The 17,332-nt window shown below is 68.1% G+C and carries 18 protein-coding genes; 1 reads left to right on the plus strand and 17 read right to left on the minus strand.

Translation table 11 applies throughout. The features are described from left to right. Positions 1-130 precede the first annotated feature (130 nt). From glmM to rplM, 3 genes are all read right to left on the minus strand, one after another. Complete coding sequence (gene glmM / locus ABZZ79_RS24725; protein ID WP_356692106.1) at positions 131-1,489, minus strand: phosphoglucosamine mutase; 1,359 nt, start codon at positions 1,487-1,489, stop codon at positions 131-133. Positions 1,490-1,730: 241 nt separating this feature from the next. Continuing rightward, positions 1,731-2,243, minus strand: a complete 513-nt coding sequence (rpsI, locus tag ABZZ79_RS24730; protein ID WP_103812805.1) for a 30S ribosomal protein S9 — start codon at positions 2,241-2,243, stop codon at positions 1,731-1,733. Between the two features lie 42 nt (positions 2,244-2,285). Then, entirely contained in the window at positions 2,286-2,729 is a 444-nt protein-coding gene (rplM, locus tag ABZZ79_RS24735; RefSeq protein WP_019526965.1) for a 50S ribosomal protein L13, read from the minus strand. A 295-nt stretch (positions 2,730-3,024) separates the two neighbouring features. Here rplM and ABZZ79_RS24740 point away from each other — a divergent pair, with 295 nt between their 5' ends. Further along, positions 3,025-3,906 (plus strand): hypothetical protein, encoded by an 882-nt coding sequence (locus ABZZ79_RS24740; RefSeq protein WP_356692109.1) that lies wholly within the window; start codon positions 3,025-3,027, stop codon positions 3,904-3,906. Positions 3,907-3,955: 49 nt separating this feature from the next. Here ABZZ79_RS24740 and ABZZ79_RS24745 read toward each other — a convergent pair whose 3' ends face one another. From ABZZ79_RS24745 to secY, 14 genes are all read right to left on the minus strand, one after another. After that, positions 3,956-4,702 carry a polyprenol monophosphomannose synthase gene (locus ABZZ79_RS24745; protein WP_356692111.1) on the minus strand — a complete coding sequence of 249 codons (747 nt, stop codon included), beginning with the start codon at positions 4,700-4,702 and terminating at the stop codon, positions 3,956-3,958. An 84-nt stretch (positions 4,703-4,786) separates the two neighbouring features. Continuing rightward, on the minus strand, positions 4,787-6,784 hold the full coding sequence (locus ABZZ79_RS24750) for a glycosyltransferase family 39 protein (RefSeq protein ID WP_356692113.1): 1,998 nt from the start codon (positions 6,782-6,784) through the stop codon (positions 4,787-4,789). After that, positions 6,784-7,800 (minus strand): glycosyl hydrolase, encoded by a 1,017-nt coding sequence (locus ABZZ79_RS24755; protein ID WP_356692115.1) that lies wholly within the window; start codon positions 7,798-7,800, stop codon positions 6,784-6,786. The genes ABZZ79_RS24750 and ABZZ79_RS24755 overlap by 1 nt, the downstream gene beginning before the upstream one ends. Continuing rightward, a complete protein-coding gene (locus ABZZ79_RS24760) occupies positions 7,800-9,212 on the minus strand; it encodes a glycosyltransferase family 2 protein (protein ID WP_356692388.1) in 1,413 nt (470 codons plus the stop codon). Before ABZZ79_RS24760 ends, ABZZ79_RS24755 begins: the two co-directional genes overlap by 1 nt. Before the next feature lie 388 nt (positions 9,213-9,600). Further along, positions 9,601-10,464 carry a tRNA pseudouridine(38-40) synthase TruA gene (gene truA / locus ABZZ79_RS24765; protein WP_356692117.1) on the minus strand — a complete coding sequence of 288 codons (864 nt, stop codon included), beginning with the start codon at positions 10,462-10,464 and terminating at the stop codon, positions 9,601-9,603. Positions 10,465-10,613: 149 nt separating this feature from the next. Continuing rightward, positions 10,614-11,108 carry a 50S ribosomal protein L17 gene (gene rplQ / locus ABZZ79_RS24770; protein ID WP_356692119.1) on the minus strand — a complete coding sequence of 165 codons (495 nt, stop codon included), beginning with the start codon at positions 11,106-11,108 and terminating at the stop codon, positions 10,614-10,616. Positions 11,109-11,313: 205 nt separating this feature from the next. Then, on the minus strand, positions 11,314-12,336 hold the full coding sequence (locus ABZZ79_RS24775) for a DNA-directed RNA polymerase subunit alpha (RefSeq protein WP_003966937.1): 1,023 nt from the start codon (positions 12,334-12,336) through the stop codon (positions 11,314-11,316). A 198-nt stretch (positions 12,337-12,534) separates the two neighbouring features. Beyond that, positions 12,535-12,939, minus strand: coding sequence for a 30S ribosomal protein S11 (rpsK, locus tag ABZZ79_RS24780; RefSeq protein ID WP_003956432.1), 405 nt, complete (start codon positions 12,937-12,939; stop codon positions 12,535-12,537). A 66-nt stretch (positions 12,940-13,005) separates the two neighbouring features. After that, positions 13,006-13,386: a 30S ribosomal protein S13 gene (gene rpsM / locus ABZZ79_RS24785; RefSeq protein WP_018543922.1), complete on the minus strand. Its 381-nt coding sequence runs from the start codon at positions 13,384-13,386 to the stop codon at positions 13,006-13,008. A gap of 197 nt (positions 13,387-13,583) precedes the next feature. After that, complete coding sequence (rpmJ, locus tag ABZZ79_RS24790) at positions 13,584-13,697, minus strand: 50S ribosomal protein L36 (RefSeq protein WP_003948619.1); 114 nt, start codon at positions 13,695-13,697, stop codon at positions 13,584-13,586. Positions 13,698-13,757: 60 nt separating this feature from the next. Continuing rightward, positions 13,758-13,979 (minus strand): translation initiation factor IF-1, encoded by a 222-nt coding sequence (gene infA / locus ABZZ79_RS24795; protein ID WP_003948620.1) that lies wholly within the window; start codon positions 13,977-13,979, stop codon positions 13,758-13,760. A 166-nt stretch (positions 13,980-14,145) separates the two neighbouring features. Beyond that, entirely contained in the window at positions 14,146-14,982 is an 837-nt protein-coding gene (gene map, locus ABZZ79_RS24800; RefSeq protein ID WP_356692121.1) for a type I methionyl aminopeptidase, read from the minus strand. 177 nt (positions 14,983-15,159) lie between these two features. Continuing rightward, positions 15,160-15,816, minus strand: coding sequence for an adenylate kinase (locus ABZZ79_RS24805; protein WP_356692123.1), 657 nt, complete (start codon positions 15,814-15,816; stop codon positions 15,160-15,162). Then, positions 15,816-17,129 carry a preprotein translocase subunit SecY gene (gene secY / locus ABZZ79_RS24810; protein ID WP_356692125.1) on the minus strand — a complete coding sequence of 438 codons (1,314 nt, stop codon included), beginning with the start codon at positions 17,127-17,129 and terminating at the stop codon, positions 15,816-15,818. Before secY ends, ABZZ79_RS24805 begins: the two co-directional genes overlap by 1 nt. Between the last annotated feature and the right edge of the window lie 203 nt (positions 17,130-17,332).

The raw sequence follows: 17,332 nt of genomic DNA on the forward strand, positions 1-17,332 counted from the left end.
ACCCAGGAGCGCGCGGAACCGCGCGACCGAGGGCGAAGCCCTCAAGGGGCGCGGGGAACTGCGCGATCAACCCCGACGAACGATCAGCCCGCCACGCACAGAACCCGGCACCCCCGGCCCGGCCCCCGAATCAGCCCAGCGCGGACTTCACCGCATCGGCCAGCCGCCCCGCCACAGACCGCGCCTGATCGATGTCGGCCGCCTCCACCATGACCCGGACCAACGGCTCCGTCCCGGACGGCCGCAGCAGCACGCGCCCGGTCGCCCCCAACTCCCGCTCCGCCTCGGAAACGGCCGCGGCCAGCTCCACGGAGGTCGACACCCGGGACCTGTCCACATCGGGCACGTTGACGAGCACCTGCGGCAACCGCTCCATGACCCCCGCCAGCTCCCGCAGCGAACGCCCCGTCTCGGCGACCCGCGCGGCCAGCATCAGCCCGGTCAGCGTGCCGTCACCGGTCGTCGCGTGGTCGAGGATGATCACGTGACCGGACTGCTCACCGCCGAGCGCGTACCCGTGGGCCTTCATCTCCTCCAGCACATAGCGGTCACCGACCGCCGTCTGCAGCAGCTGGATGCCCTCCCGCTCCAGCGCCAGCTTGAAGCCGAGGTTGGACATGACGGTCGCGACAACCGTGTCCGCCCGCAGCACCCCTCGCTCGCGCATGGCGAGGGCGAGGACGGCGAGGATCTGGTCGCCGTCGATCTCCTCACCGGTGTGGTCCACGGCGAGGCAGCGGTCCGCGTCACCGTCGTGCGCGATGCCGAGGGCGGCCCCGTGCTCGACGACCGCGGCCTTGAGCTTGCCGAGGTGGGTGGAACCGCAGCCGTCGTTGATGTTGAGCCCGTCCGGCTCGGCCCCGATGGTGACGATCTCGGCGCCGGCCCGGGAGAACGCCTCGGGCGAGACCCGCGCGGCCGCGCCGTGCGCCTCGTCGAGGACGATCTTCAGCCCGTCGAGCCGGTTCGGGAGCACGCCGAGGAGGTGGGCGACGTACTTGTCGAAGCCCTCGTCGTAGCTGCGCACCCGTCCGACGCCCGATCCGGTCGGCCGGTCCCACGGCGCGCCGGTGCGGTGCTCCTCGTAGACGGACTCGATCCGGTCCTCCAGCTCGTCGGCGAGCTTGTGGCCGCCGCGGGCGAAGAACTTGATGCCGTTGTCGGGCATGGCGTTGTGGCTGGCGGAGAGCATGACGCCCAGGTCGGCACCGAGCACGCCGGTCAGGTAGGCGACGGCGGGCGTCGGCAGCACGCCGACCCGCAGCACGTCCACACCGGCACTGGCCAGACCCGCCACGACGGCGGCCTCCAGGAACTCCCCGGACGCGCGCGGGTCCCGTCCGACCACCGCGGTCGGCCGGTGGCCCTCGAAGGTCCCCGCCTCGGCCAGCACATGAGCCGCCGCGACGGAGAGACCGAGGGCCAGCTCGGCCGTCAGATCCGCGTTGGCGACACCGCGCACGCCGTCCGTGCCGAAGAGTCGTCCCACTTGTCCTCCTGAGAAAAGCGTCCGTTCGGGAAACCGTGCCGGTGCGGCCCGCACGGCTGCCCTTCCCCGGGCCCTCGATGCCCGGGGCGTCACATCACACAAGCCGCAGAACGTCTTGTGTCGTTATACGCCCATCGCTGGGATAAACGAACGCCCCGACGGCACTGTGGCGTGCCGCCGGGGCGTTCGAAGTACGCAGGCGGGGCAAGGGCCCCGCAGTCGTACGAGCAGGCAGCGAAGCTTAACGCTTGCTGTACTGCGGAGCCTTGCGGGCCTTCTTCAGACCGGCCTTCTTGCGCTCGACCGCACGGTCGTCGCGCTTGAGGAAGCCGGCCTTCTTCAGCGGGCCGCGGTTGTTGTCGACGTCGGCCTCGTTCAGCGCGCGGGCGACACCGAGACGGAGCGCACCGGCCTGACCGGAGACGCCGCCACCCGCGATGCGGGCGATGACGTCGTAGCGGCCCTCGAGCTCGAGAACCTTGAACGGCTCGTTGACTTCCTGCTGGTGCACCTTGTTCGGGAAGTAGTCCTCGAGGGTGCGACCGTTGATCTTCCACTTGCCGGTGCCCGGGACGATCCGGACACGGGCGATGGCGTTCTTGCGGCGGCCCAGGCCGGCGGCCGGCTGGGGCTCACCGAAGCGCGAGGCGAGGGACTCGGAGGTGTACTCACCCTCCACCGGAACCTCGGACTCGGTGGTGTAGCTGTCGATGTCAAGCTCTTCGAGCGGCTGCTCGGCAGTGGTCTCGGCCACGATGCTCCTCAGATTCTCTTCGGTCTTAGGGGGTGGCCGGACTTACTGCGCGACCTGGGTGATCTCGAACGGCACCGGCTGCTGGGCAGCGTGCGGGTGCTGGTCGCCCGAGTAGACCTTCAGCTTCGAGAGCATCTGACGGCCCAGGGTGTTCTTGGGGAGCATGCCCTTGACGGCCTTCTCGATGGCCTTCTCGGGGTTCTTCGCCAGCAGCTCGTCGTAGCGGACGGAGCGCAGACCACCCGGGTAGCCGGAGTGGCGGTACGCCATCTTCTGGGTCCGCTTGTTGCCGGACAGGTGCACCTTGTCGGCGTTGATGATGATGACGAAGTCACCGGTGTCGACGTGAGGGGCGTAGATCGGCTTGTGCTTGCCGCGCAGGATGGAGGCGGCGGTGCTGGCGAGACGGCCGAGGACAACGTCCTGGGCGTCGATGACGTGCCACTGGCGCGTCACATCGCCGGGCTTGGGGCTGTACGTACGCACGGTTCGTAGCCTTCGCTTCTTCAGTGAATGGTCCTGACAGGTCACCGAAGACGATCACGACAGCCGAGACCGCACTGCGGTGACGCAAACCGCGTGCTGGTCGCTGGTCATCGGCCCGGTGGACCGGTGTAAGGGCCCGTCCCGTGAGAATGAGCAAGCCAATACACAACGAACACGCAGGATACCTACGACGCCACGCCCGGGTCAAAACGAGGTGGGACGCCGCCGGTGCCGACTGCGCAAGACACCCACTCTACTGGTCTGGCGGCGCGCCGTCCCCTCTAAGATGCGCCCCATGAGCTATGGGCAGGGGGGACCCCAGTCCCAGTGGGATCCCTGGAAACCGCATTCGCAACAGCAGACCTGGAGCAGCGGCGGCGACGGAACCCCGGACTGGGCGGCACTGGCGGAGGCGTCGGAGGCACGCAACAAGCGGCGGCGGCTGCTGTTCATCGTCGGGGGCGCGCTGGCCACCGTGGCGGTGGGCACGGCGGTCGCGGTCGCCGTGGTCTCGGCGAACGACGGCGGCGCGGAGGCGGGCCAGCCGGCCTCACGGCTGCCCTCGACGGCGGACATCCCGAGCTCCACCGGCCCCGCGCCCTCCTTCGAGCCCACCACGGCCCCGCCGCCGCTGGACCCGAAGGACTTCATCGCGTCCAAGAACAAGGACACGGCCCCGCTCAGCCCGGACATCCTCTTCCCGGGCACCCAGCTGACCATGGGCGAGACCGTCTACCGCAAGGGCCCGACCGCGGACGGCAAGAACTGCGCCACGGGCACCCAGGGCACGCTCCCCAAGGTCCTCAAGGCCAACGACTGCCGGCGCCTGCTGCGGGTGACGTACGTCAAGGGCGACGTCGCGGTGACCGTCGGCGTGGCCGTCTTCGACACCGAGGACCAGGCCACCGCGGCCAAGGGCCAGGCCGACTCCAAGAGCCTCGTGCGCGCCCTGTCCGGCAACGGTGTCAAGAACTTCTGCGACGGCGCCGTCTGCCGCTCCACCACCAACAGCTACGGCCGCTACGCGTACTTCACGGTGGCCGGCTTCACCAACGGCAAGGACGTCACCACCAAGGACACCCAGGTGTTCGCGCAGGGTGACGATCTGGCGGAGTTCACCTTCCGCCAGATCCGCCGCCGCGGCGAGGCGCAGGCCTCGGCGGCCGCCCAGCAGTAGCCGGGACGGTGGCCGGGCCCCGGGCCCCCGGACCCGGGCACCGTGCCGCTCAGCGGTGTTTCAGGCGCAGCCGGATCGGCACGACCGCCGACTCCAGCTGCGTCCGCAGCGTCATCTTCGACGTGCCCTCCATCCGCTCCTCGAAGCGGATCGGGATCTCCACGGCCCGGTGCCCGGCGCGCACGGCCTTGTACTTCAGCTCCACCTGGAAGCTGTAGCCCGCGCTGTCCAGGGCGGACAGGTCCACGTCGTGCAGCGTGGCGGCCGCCCACAGGTTGAAGCCGGCGGTGATGTCGCGGATGTCGGTGCCGAGCACCGTGCGGGCGTAGCGGTTGGCGAACCGGGAGAGCAGCACCCGGTGCCGGCCCCAGTCCTCGTCCAGGGCGCCGCCCTCGACGTACCGGCTGCCGATCACCAGGCCGACCCCCTCGGTCACCGCCCGCTCCAGCATGCGCGGGACGGCCTCCACCGGGTGGGAGCCGTCGGCGTCCATCTGGACCACGTACGCGGCGCCCTCGGCGAGCGCGGCGCTCATCCCGGCCACGTAGGCGCGGCCGAGCCCGTCCTTCTCGGTGCGGTGCAGCACGCTCATGCGCGGGCCGTCCGCGTTGTACTTCTCGGCGAGCTCCTCGGCGATGCGACCCGTGCCGTCCGGGCTGGAGTCGTCGACGATCTTCAGATGCAGTCCGGGCAGAGGCAGCGACAGCACCGCCTCGGCCATGCGCGGCAGATTGCCCGCCTCGTTGTAGGTGGGCATCACTATGGTGACGCGGATGCCCTCCGGGTCGTACGTCATTCTCTTCCCTCCCCTGTGGGCGCAGGCCAGCCCTGCGCCCGGTACTGCGGCCACTGGTCGTCCCCCCGTCGGCCCCCTCGCCGGTCAGGAGGACTTGGCCCAGATCTGGTAGAAACCGGTCCCGCCCGAAACCTGGTAGGGAACCCTGCCGATCAGGCGGTAGTTGCCGCTGTCGGTGATCTCCCGCGCGAGGAACTTCTCCAGGTCCGGGGTGGCGATGCCGTCCAGCAGGATGAGGTCGAAATACCCGTCCTTGATGGCCAGGCTGTACGCCTCCCTGCCCTCGTGGGGCCTGCCCTTCTTGTCGGAGTAGCCGAAGCCGTACGTCGACGACCACTGCGAGTGGCTGGTCTTGTCCCTCAGGTAGTAGGTCGGCACCTCGTAGGTCGCACCGAGGTAGTGGCCGTTCGGTTTCATGTACGGCTCGATCGCCCGGGCCATCAAGCTGGAGTCGGGCCACAACCCGAAGCGCCACTCGGACTGGGAGACGCCCAGGCACAGCGCCGACACCCAGATCAGGATGCCCAGCTGCGGATAGCGGAAGTGCTTGCCGACCAGCCGGATCACCCCGACCCCGGCCATCGGCGCGGCGAAGAGCAGACCGAAGTCCAGGTGCTTGTAGAGCGAGACCGCCGTATGCAGCCGGATCTGGTACGCCGGTGCCAACAGCGCGGTGCAGGTCAGCACCAGGCCGAGCACCGCGCGCCAGCGCCAGCCGGGGCCCATCAGACCGTAGGAGCGCGGGGACTCGTTCATCCGGCCGCGCAGCACATACGCGATCGAACCCGCGACGGCGGTCGCGAACATCAGCCCGCCCCACTCGGCGGACTTCTCGATCAGCGACCACGTCGAGTCCGTGCCGTGCTGGCGGTTGGTGGTGGTCTGCCGCACACCGGCGAGCACGTCCGTGTACAGCAGACCGACGCCGACCAGGGCGGCCGTGCCCAGGCCCAGCACGAAGGCCCGCACCACACAGGCCCAGCCCCGGTGGTGCCAGGCGGTCAGCGCGGCGAGCACCACCAGCGTGGGCAGATAGAGCGCGGAGGCGTACTTCACGGCGACCGCGAGCACCATCACCGGCGCGGCGAGCAGCACCGCCACCACGGGAGCCCGGCCGGTGCGCACGATGATCCACGCCGACAGCGCCAGCAGGAAGATAGCGGGGGCGTCGTAGGTGGCGAAGAAGCCGAGCACGATGCTGGGCTGGGTGACCGCGAACAGCGCCGCGGCCGCCAGCGCGACCCGCTCGTTGAACAGGCGCCGGGTGAAGGAGTACAGCAGGGCGGTCGACCCGAGCATGCAGGCCAGGCTGAGCAGGCGGGCGCCGGTCAGGCCCAACAAGCCGTCCACGAAGGCGGCAGCCACCGGGTACAGCGTCGGGGCGCCGGAGAAGTACTTCTCGTAGCCGTTGTTCAGCGGTGTGCCGTTGGTCCAGTGATCGATGATGTTGTGGCCGGCGCTCAGGTAGAGGGCCTCGTCCTGGAAGGCCGTGTTGGACAGCCGGAGCGAGAGCACCGCCTGGATCGCCAGGACGACGAGCAGGATGCCCCGGCTGACCCAGTCGCGGCGCCGGCTGGGCTTGTCGTCCCAGCCCGCCTCGGGCGTCTCGGGCACGTGGTACGCGGCCTGCGGCGGCTCCTCCTGCGCGATGGCGGCCTGCGGCAGGTGCGCGCCGGGGTCGTCGTGGCCGTCCGGCTGCTCGGGGACACCGCCCTCGTGCGGCTGCTGCTGGTACGGGTGGAGCTGGGTGACGTGGGCGGTGTCCTGCTGGTGGTACGCCTGCACGTATGGCTGCTGGGTCGGGTCGAGGTAGGGCTGTTGGTGGGCATCAGGGCCTGGCGGCCGCTGATACGACTGCTCGTACGGCTGGTGTTGCGTGTCCTGATAGGCCGGCTCGTACGGCTGCTGCTCCGTGTCCTGATAGGCCTGCTCGTACCGCTGCCCGTAATCCTGCTCGTGCGGCGGCCGGCTCTGCGGCTGCTGGGGGATGTACCCGTCGGAGTTGAACCAGACGCCGGTCTGCTCGTCCTCCGCGTAGGGGTCGTACGGCTGCGGCGTGTAGTGCTCGTGTCGGGAGGTCATCACGGCTTCCGTACGTCGAAGCCGAACCGGTCGTCGGCGGCCAGGCGCTTGAACTCCTCCAGCGCCAGCGGGCTCGCCTCCAGCCGCCAGTCGGCACGCTTGTTGTGGTTGAACCAGATGAAGCCGAGCAGGTCCTCGTCCGCCGCCACGCTCTCGAACAGGATCTGGATGTCCGCGCGGCGCCGCTCACCGGGCATGGCGGCGGTCTCCAGAAGGATCATCGGCTTCTTGGTGAAGGTGCGCACCTGGTCACGGGTCGGCCCGAAGACGCTGTCGAACGCGTTGGGCTGCTCGATGGTCCAGTAGCCGATCAGCCCGACCCAGTCGACATAGCCGTCGCCCGGGTAGTAAGGCTTCAGACGGACGCTCGCGACCGGGTTGACGATGTTGGGCGACCAGGCCCAGATCACGTTGGTGGCGCCGACCTCGATGAACGCCTCGTGGATGTGCCGCCAGGCGGCCACGAAGTCCTCGGGGGTCGTGTACTTGGTGCCCCACTTCTCCCAGTGGCCGTTGAACTCGTCGGCGAAGGAGATCACGACGGGCAGGTTCAGTTTGCGGACGGCGGTGGCGTACTCCTTGAGGTACGCGTCCGAGCGGCCGGCGGCGATGTCCTTGAGGGAGACGTCGAACGGCTCCCAGGACACCAGCGTCAGGGCGTCCTGGCCCCAGGCGTTGCGCACACCTGTGGCGTCGAAGCCGTCGCCCCAGGCGGCGTAGTACTCGATCAGGTTCGGCTTCTTGCCGACCATGTCGGAGTAGGCCCGGTAGCCGTCCATGGAGTTCGGCGCGCCCTCGACGGCGGCGCCGAAGTATTTCTTCTCCGGCCTGAGCAGGGGCATGACGTCGTAGGGGACGCTCTCCTCGGCGCCCTCGGAGACCTGGCCGCCGGACTTGTCGCCGCCGCCGGCCGGGCCGTCGTCGTCCTCGCCGAGCAGCGAGCAGCCGCTGAGCGCGAGCAGCAGGGTCAGACAGGCCGAGACGGCTGCCGTACGGGTACGGGTGGGGAAGGGCATCAGGCCGTCGCCTCCGCGCGGGGCTGGACCAGGACGCGTCCCACGACCAGCGCGTAGAACAGCCCGGAGGACAGGATCAGCGCGAAGTCGGGGGCGTCCATGGTGAAGGTGCGGTACACCGCAGCGAGGACCCAGATCAGGGCCGTGCCGCCGCTCCAGACCCACATGCCGATCCAGAACCGCCGGGTCTTGTTCTTCTTGGCCCCCGAGGAGCCGGTGGGCTGCCATCCCATGCGGTTCCTCCGCAGGATGTCCCAGATGGCGAAGACGTGCGCCCAGCCGTACATCATGCGGGCGGCCCATGCCTCCAGCCGGTAGGGCGCCTTGTGCCACATGGGGAAGACGATCGTGGTGTAGACGATGCTGGGCGCCACCAGGAGCAGATGCTCCACCATCAGCTTCTCCGGCATGGCCAGCAGCAGCACGATCGGGATCACCGGGGCGGCGAAGGTGAACAGCGCCGTGTGGATGTAGTAGAAGAAGCCGGACATGTAGCAGAGCCGGCTGGACAGCCTGATCTTCGCCCGCCAGAACTTTTCGCTGCCGAGCAGGCTCATGGAGCCGGAGCACCAGCGGTACTGCTGGTTGAAGAAGGCGCCCGCGCTGTCGGGGCACACGCCCGTCGACACCGCGATCGGCACATAACGCAGGTCCCAGCCGAGGTTGCGCAGGTCGAAGCCGGTGTGCACGTCCTCGGAGTGCTCGATCAGCGTCGTACCGCCGTTGGTCTCCAGCGCGGCACGCCGGTAGATCGCACAGCTGCCGACGCAGATCGCGCCGTCGCTGCCCTGCCGGGAGACCTGCACGGAGCGGTAGAAGAGTTCCTGCACGGCTCCGGCGCCGCGCTCGATCCAGTTCTGCGAGTCCAGCACGCGGAAGTACTGCGGCGACTGGACGATGCCGATGCGCGGGTCCTCCGCCATGTACGGCAGCAGTTCCTCCAGCAGGTCGGCGCGCGGGGTGAAGTCCGCGTCCAGGATGAGGATGAACTCACCGGTGGACCGGGCGAAGCCGTAGTGCAGATTGCCGGCCTTCTTGAACCAGCCGCGGTTGTCCCGGGTGCCGTAGCGGAACCCGAAGTCGCGGGCCATGGCCTCCAGCTCGGGGCTGGCGGAGTCGTCGAGCACGAACGGGACGCAGAGGCCCGGGTAGTGGTCGGCCATCTCCCGCACATGCCGCCAGGTGTTGTGCAGCACCTCGATGGGCTCGCCGCACACCGGCAGGAACACGTCCACCGTCGGATACACCTGGGGCCGCCAGTTGTGCACCAGGCGCTTGTGGTGGCCGATGTCGAAGTCGCGGGTGAAGCCGTTCACCCGCAGCGACACCAGGTAGTAGAGGACCGTGAACACCAGCAGCGGCGTGTAGATCCACAGCAGCGGCGTGGACTGCGCGAGCTTGAACTGGCTCATCGTCAGACAGCAGAAACTGACCAGCGAACTGATGGTCAGAATCCACAGATACCGGCGCGCGTACGAGTACTTCTCACGGTCCGACGGCGGCAGCGGCAGCAGGCCCAGCGAGCCCGTCCCCGCGCGACCCGCCCTGCGGCGGCCGCCGTTCTGGCGCACGGCACGACGCCCTTCGGCCCGTACGGGACCCACTGAACTCATGGCGAAGCAACCCACCCCGGGTCTAACCGACCCATCGACCCCCACCCCTCGCCCGGCCTCCCCATTCGAACCTATGGCCGAGCACGGCAAGGCTATACGAGAGGTGTGAATGCCGTAAGGGAAAAGTGAATGGTTACGTCAGGTAAGTCGCCATATGGCCCGATATTTATCGGTGAAGAGGAGGTAACTAACAGGTTTCACACCCGGATGAACCAGACAGAGAACGTCGATTCCGGGCCTCCTTGCTCCGCGCCGCGAGCAACTCGTCGGCCGGGTAACCGACTTCCTCCAGCGTCAGCCCGTGCGGCCGTACGACATGGACCGCGGAGTCCCGCACACCCGCGGCGAGCACCTTGGCCGGCCAGTCGGCCGGGCGGTGGCCGTCGCCGACGAAGAGCAGGGCGCCGATCAGGGAGCGGACCATGTTGTGGCAGAAGGCGTCGGCGCGGACCGTGGCGGTGACGATCCCGTCCTCGCCCCGGACCAGGCTCAGTTCCTGCAGCGTCCGGATCGTCGTGGCACCCTCACGCTTCTTGCAGTACGCCGCGAAGTCGTGCTCCCCCAGCAGCCCCCGGGCCGCCTCGTTCATCGCGTCGACGTCGAGCGGCCAGTCGTGCCACAGCACATGCCCCCGCAGCAGCGGGTCGACCCCGCCCGGGTTGTCGGTGACCCGGTAGGCGTAGCGCCGCCAGACCGCCGAGAAACGCGCGTTGAACCCGCTGGGGGCCTCCCGCAGCGCCCACACCCGTACGTCCCGGCTCAGCCGCCCGGCCATCCGCTTGAGCAGCTTCTCGTGATGCTCGCGCCACACCGCCTCCGGCAGGTCCACATGCGCGACCTGCCCCCGCGCGTGCACCCCGGCATCGGTCCGCCCGGCGACCGTCAGCTCATAGGTCTCCCGCGACCGGGTCACCGTCCGCAGGGCGTCCTCGATCTCCCCCTGCACGGTACGCCGCCCACCGGCCTGCTTGGCCCACCCGGAGAACTCGGAGCCGTCATAGGACAGGTCGAGACGGACACGGACGTAACCGGGCGCTGCTTCATCACTCACGTGGAGATCCTCTCAGGAACACAGAAGCGGGCCCGCTCCTCGAAAGGAGCAGGCCCGCGAACGCCCCGTTTGGAAGGGGCGCGGAGAGCTGCGCGACAAGCCACGACCAAAGCCGCAGCCGCAAACCGCGCAGCCACCCCGCAGAACGCTTACGCGTCCTTCGACTCCTCGGCGGAAGCCTCAACGGCGTCGTCGGCCTTGGTCTCCTCGACCTTGGTCTCCTCCGCCTCCTTGACCGCACGCTTCGTGGCGGCCTCGGCCTCACCGGTCGCCTGCTGGGCAACCGTCAGCGCCTCGACCAGCTCGATGACAGCCATGGGCGCGTTGTCGCCACGACGGTTACCGATCTTGGTGATGCGGGTGTAGCCACCGGGACGGTTCTCGTACCGCGGGCCGATCTCGGTGAAGAGCGTGTGGACGATGCTCTTGTCCGTGATGACCTGGAGCACCTGACGGCGGTTGTGAAGGTCGCCCTTCTTCGCCTTGGTGACCAGACGCTCGGCGTACGGGCGCAGGCGGCGGGCCTTCGCCTCGGTGGTGGTGATGCGGCCGTGCTCGAAGAGGCTCTTCGCCAGGTTCGCGAGGAGCAGCTTCTCGTGCGCGGCGCTGCCGCCCAGACGGGCACCCTTGGTGGGCTTCGGCATGGTTCTTCTCCTGTGTGTCTGCCCCGGCCGTACGAGGTACCGGGGTCAGTATCTGAGCGGACGGTTGTCCGTCAGAGATCCGGGAGTCGCCCCGAAGGGCGCTCCCGGAAGGGGCGCGGGGCACCTGTCGATGTGCGGCTCCGCCGCGTGGGCGCGACCGGCCGAAACCGGCCCGCAGACGCGGTACGGCCTCCCCGCGAAGTGCTTAGTACTGCTCGGTCTCGACGAACCCGGCGTCCGCGTCGTCATCCGCGCCGAAGGCGTCAGCCGCAGCGGTCGGGTCGAATCCGGGCGGGCTGTCCTTGAGGGCCAGGCCCATGCCGGCCAGCTTCGCCTTGACCTCGTCGATGGACTTCGCACCGAAGTTGCGGATGTCCAGCAGGTCGGCCTCGGAACGAGCCACGAGCTCACCCACGGAGTGGATGCCCTCGCGCTTGAGGCAGTTGTAGGAGCGGACCGTGAGCTCCAGCTCCTCGATCGGCAGCGCCAGGTCGGCGGCAAGGGCGGCGTCCGTGGGGGACGGGCCCATGTCGATGCCCTCGGCGTCGATGTTCAGCTCGCGGGCGAGACCGAACAGCTCGACCAGGGTCTTACCGGCGGAGGCCATGGCGTCACGCGGACGCATCGCCTGCTTGGTCTCGACGTCGACGATCAGCTTGTCGAAGTCGGTGCGCTGCTCGACACGGGTCGCCTCGACCTTGTACGTGACCTTGAGCACCGGCGAGTAGATGGAGTCGACCGGGATACGGCCGATCTCCTGGCCCACCTGCTTGTTCTGCACGGCGGAGACGTAGCCGCGACCGCGCTCGACGGTCAGCTCCATCTCCAGCTTGCCCTTGCCGTTGAGCGTGGCGAGGACGAGGTCGGGGTTGTGCACCTCGACACCCGCCGGGGGCGCGATGTCGGCGGCGGTGACCAGACCCGGGCCCTGCTTGCGCAGGTACATCACGACCGGCTCGTCGTGCTCCGAGGAGACGACCAGCTGCTTGATGTTGAGGATCAGGTCGGTGACGTCCTCCTTGACGCCCGGCACGGTGGTGAACTCGTGCAGCACGCCGTCGATCCGGATCGAGGTGACGGCGGCACCCGGGATCGAGGACAGGAGGGTACGGCGGAGGGAGTTGCCGAGGGTGTAACCGAAGCCCGGCTCCAGCGGCTCGATCACGAACCGGGAGCGGAACTCGTCGACGACCTCTTCGGTCAACGAGGGACGCTGAGCGATCAGCATGTGTGGATCAGATCCTTCTTTCGTGGACGCCCGCTATTTGACGCCCGACGGAAACCGCACCCATGACGGATACGGGTACTGCAAGGGTACGGGCGGCACGGCCCCAAAGGGACGTACCGCCCGGCTGTCACATGTGGGGGACAACCCCCACACCCCCGGCCGAGAGGCCGGAACGCAGCAAGCCCTGAAGCGCGGTCGTCAGACGCGACGGCGCTTCGGAGGGCGGCAGCCGTTGTGCGGGGTCGGGGTGACGTCCTGGATGGAGCCGACCTCGAGGCCCGTGGCCTGCAGGGAGCGGATCGCGGTCTCGCGACCGGAACCCGGGCCCTTCACGAACACGTCGACCTTGCGCATGCCGTGCTCCTGGGCGCGGCGGGCAGCCGACTCGGCGGCCATCTGCGCGGCGAACGGCGTGGACTTCCGGGAGCCCTTGAAGCCGACGTGGCCGGCGGAGGCCCAGGAGATCACGTTGCCGGACGGGTCCGTGATGGAGACGATCGTGTTGTTGAACGTGCTCTTGATGTGCGCGTGGCCGTGAGCGACGTTCTTCTTTTCCTTGCGGCGCACCTTCTTGGCAGCGCCCTGACGACCCTTGGGGGGCATCTATTACTCCTACGGGAGGTGGTCGGTCCTACAGCGAAGACCGCTGGACGGCGAGTCCGCTGCGGACTACTTCTTGCCCGGCTTCTTCTTACCGGCGATGGCGCGACGCGGGCCCTTGCGGGTGCGGGCGTTGGTGCTGGTGCGCTGACCGCGGACGGGCAGGCCACGGCGGTGACGCAGACCCTGGTAGCAGCCGATCTCGACCTTGCGGCGGATGTCGGCCTGGATCTCGCGACGGAGGTCACCCTCGGTCTTGATGTTGCTGTCCACGTACTCGCGGATCGCGACGAGCTGCTCCTCGGAGAGGTCGCGAACGCGGGTGTTCGGGTCGACGCCGGTCGCAGCCAGCGTCTCCTGCGAAAGGGTCCGGCCGATGCCGAACACGTAGGTGAGGGCGACCTCCACGCGCTTTTCGCGCGGGATGTCAACACCGGAAACGCGTGCCATTCAATGGCTCCTGGTGATCTTCGGAGGTCTTCCGCAGAACCGACTCCCAGCCGCCGTACCAGGTACGAACTGGGTCCCCGGCCTCCGAACCGGGGGTGTCAGACCGCACAGGGTCTGGGTTCTGCCTATGAACAAAACTCAGCTCGCGTCGCGCGAAACTCTGCGATAGAGATGCAGAGGGTGAGATCTGTGTGCGATCAGCCCTGGCGCTGCTTGTGGCGCGGGTTGTCGCAGATGATCATGACCCGGCCGTGACGGCGGATCACCCTGCACTTGTCGCAGATCTTCTTGACGCTCGGCTTGACCTTCATTGGGTGAGGTTCTCCGGGTCAGTTGCCGGCAGCCCCGCTCGCGCAGGACCTGGGCAAGATCTACTTGTACCGGTAGACGATCCGGCCACGCGTCAGGTCGTACGGAGACAGCTCCACCACGACCCGGTCGTCAGGGAGGATGCGGATGTAGTGCATACGCATCTTGCCGCTGATGTGTGCCAGGACCTGGTGGCCGTTCTGGAGCTCGACCTTGAACATGGCGTTCGGCAGAGACTCGACGACAGTGCCCTCGATCTCGATGGCACCTTGCTTCTTGGCCACGCTTCGCCCTTCGAATCGACTACCTTGATCGACTCTTGTGCGAGGACTCGCGACATCTTTCGCCAGAAGGCATGCAGACATGCGGGTACACAAGAGCCGACGAGTCAGTCTACGTCAGCGCACCCGGAAAGACGAATCGGGGAAGTCTGCCCCATGAAGGAGATCATTACGCAAGCGGGTCCGGCGCGGCCGTGATCCCGTACTCGGCCAGCTTGGCCCGGCCGCCGTCGGGGGCGGTCAGCACCAGCGGACCCTGCTCGGTCAGGGCGACGGAGTGCTCCCAGTGCGAGGACCAGGTGCCGTCGGTCGTGATGACCGTCCAGTCGTCCTCCAGCACCTCGGTGCGCGGGGTGCCCAGGGACACCATCGGCTCGATGGCCAGGCAGAAACCGGGGACCAGACGCGGGCCCTTGCCGCGGCGCCGGTCGACGTAGTTCAGCAGATGCGGGTCCATGTGCATCTCGGTGCCGATGCCGTGGCCGCCGTAGTCCTCGATGATCCCGTAGCGGCCGCCGCCGGCCTTCGGCTGGCGGCGGATGTACGTCTCGATCGCCTTGGAGATGTCCACCAGGCGGTTGCCCTGCTTCATCGCGGCGATACCGGCCCACATCGACTCCTCGGTCACCCGGGAGAGCTCGATCAGCTCCGGAGCGTGACCGGAGCCCACGAAGGCCGTGTAGGCGGCGTCACCGTGCCAGCCGTCGACGACCGCACCGCAGTCGATGCTGATGATGTCGCCGTCCTTGAGGACGACCTCGTCGGAGGGGATGCCGTGGACGACGACCTCGTTGGCCGAGGTGCAGATCGTCGCGGGGAAGCCGCCGTAGCCCAGGAAGTTCGACTTCGCGCCGTGCTCGGCGAGGACCTTGCGGGCGACCTCGTCCAGGTCCTTGGTGGTGGCTCCCGGCACGGCCGCCTCACGCGTCGCCGCGTGGATGGCCGCGACGACCAGGCCCGCCGCGCGCATCTTGGCGATCTGCTCGGGGGACTTGATCTGCACCATGTCGGCGTGGCCTTTCTGGGACCGGGGAGGGGCGTTGTCCACGATACGTGGCGGGTGGCCGGGGCTGAATTCGGACCGCGGGAGGCGCCGGGGCGCTCGCGCCGTTCTCGCGCCCCTTGAGCGCGCCGCAGCCGCGGCCCCGTCGAAGGGGACCGCGGCTGCGGCAGAGACGAACCTCTACGCGTCTTCGCGCTTGAGCGCGCTCAGCGCGCGCTCGGTGACCTCGTCGACCGGGCCCATGGCCTCGATCGTGACGACCAGGCCCTGCGACTTGTAGTAGTCGATGATCGGCTCGGTCTGCGTGTGGTAGACCTCCAGCCGCGTGCGGACCGTCTCCTCGGAGTCGTCGTCGCGCTGGTACAGCTCGCCGCCGCAGACGTCACAGACGCCGTCCTCGGCAGGCTTCTTGTACGTCACGTGGAAGACGTGCGCGGAGTCGTTGCGGCAGATGCGCCGACCGGCGATCCGCTTGACGACCTCCTCCTCGGGGGCCTCCAGGTCCAGCACCGCGTCCAGCTTGATGCCCTCGGTCTGCAGCAGCTCGTCCAGTGCCTCGGCCTGCGAGACGTTGCGCGGGAAGCCGTCGAGCAGGAAACCGTTCTCGGCGTCGGGCTGCTCCATGCGGTCCTTGGCCATGGCGATGGTGACCTCGTCGGGGACGAGATTGCCGGCGTCCATGTAGGACTTCGCGAGCTTGCCGAGCTCGGTCTGCTGGCTGATGTTGGCGCGGAACAGGTCGCCCGTGGAGATGTGCGGCACGCGCAGCTTCTCGGCCAGGCGAGTGGCCTGCGTACCCTTACCCGCGCCCGGCGGCCCGACGAGGACGATTCGCATCAGCGGAGGAACCCTTCGTAATTGCGCTGCTGGAGCTGGCTCTCGATCTGCTTCACCGTCTCAAGACCGACACCCACGATGATCAGGATGCTGGTCCCGCCGAAGGGGAAGTTCTGGTTCGCCCCAAAACCAACCAACGCCATCGTCGGCACGAGAGCAATCAGACCCAAGTACAGCGAGCCCGGCCAGGTGATCCGGTTGAGCACGTACGAAAGATACTCAGCGGTCGGTCGGCCAGCCCGGATGCCCGGGATGAAGCCACCATACTTCTTCATGTTGTCGGCAACTTCCTCGGGGTTGAAGGAGATGGCGACGTAGAAGAAGGCGAAGAACACGATGAGCAAGAAGTACATCGTGATGTAGATCGGGTGGTCACCATTGACGAGGTTGGACTCGATCCAGGTCTTCCAGCCCGACGTGCTGTTCGAGAACTGCGCGATCAAGGCCGGGATGTAGAGCAGCGAAGAAGCGAAGATGACGGGAATCACACCCGCCTGGTTCACCTTCAACGGGATGTACGTGGACGTACCGCCGTAGGCGCGGCGACCGATCATGCGCTTCGCGTACTGCACCGGGATCCGGCGCTGTGCCTGCTCCACGAAGACCACCAGGCCGACCATGACCAGGCCGACGAGAATGACGGTGCCGAACTCGATCCAGCCGTCCGCGAGGTCGCCCTGCTCCTTGATGGCCCACAGGGCCGAGGGGAAGGTCGCGGCGATCGAGATGAACATCAGGATGGACATGCCGTTGCCGATGCCGCGGTCGGTGACAAGCTCACCGAGCCACATGACGACGGCCGTACCGGCGGTCATGGTGATGACCATCGTGATGGTGATGAAGATCGACTGGTCCGGCACGATCGAGCTGGCCTGCGGGCAGCCGCTGAACAGCGCGCCGCTGCGGGCGGTGGCGACCAGACCGGTGCCCTGGAGGATGGCCAGCGCCACCGTCAGGTAACGGGTGTACTGCGTGATCTTCGCGGTACCGGCCTGGCCCTCCTTCTTGAGGGCTTCCAGGCGCGGGATCACCACGGTCAGCAGCTGCAGAATGATGCTCGCCGTGATGTACGGCATGATTCCCAGCGCGAAGACCGTGATCTGGAGCAGGGCACCACCGCTGAACATGTTGACCAGACCGAACAGGCCCTGGTTGGCGGATGCCTGGTCCACACACGCCTGCACGGCGCGGTAGTCCACACCCGGGATCGGAATGTGGGTACCGACCCGGTACACCACGATGATGCCGAGCGTGAAGAGCAGCTTCTTGCGCAGGTCGGGCGTCTTGAACGCCCGGGCGAACGCGGTGAGCACGGTGCCTCCTGCGACCCCCGCGCCAGTGCGTCAAGGGTGATGGTCTTGAGGTTCGACGAATACTTAACGGTCAGCTGCCGCCCAAGGTGCCCCGGGTGGGGAACCTCGTGCAAGTAGGCAGTGCAGGTCACCTTACCGGCGAGACTGCCACCCTAGGAACGACCAACCGGGGATACCCCATTTGTAGGGGTATCCCCGGTCGG

Source organism: Streptomyces sp. NPDC006458, from assembly GCF_040612135.1.
Classification (GTDB): Bacteria; Actinomycetota; Actinomycetes; order Streptomycetales; family Streptomycetaceae; genus Streptomyces.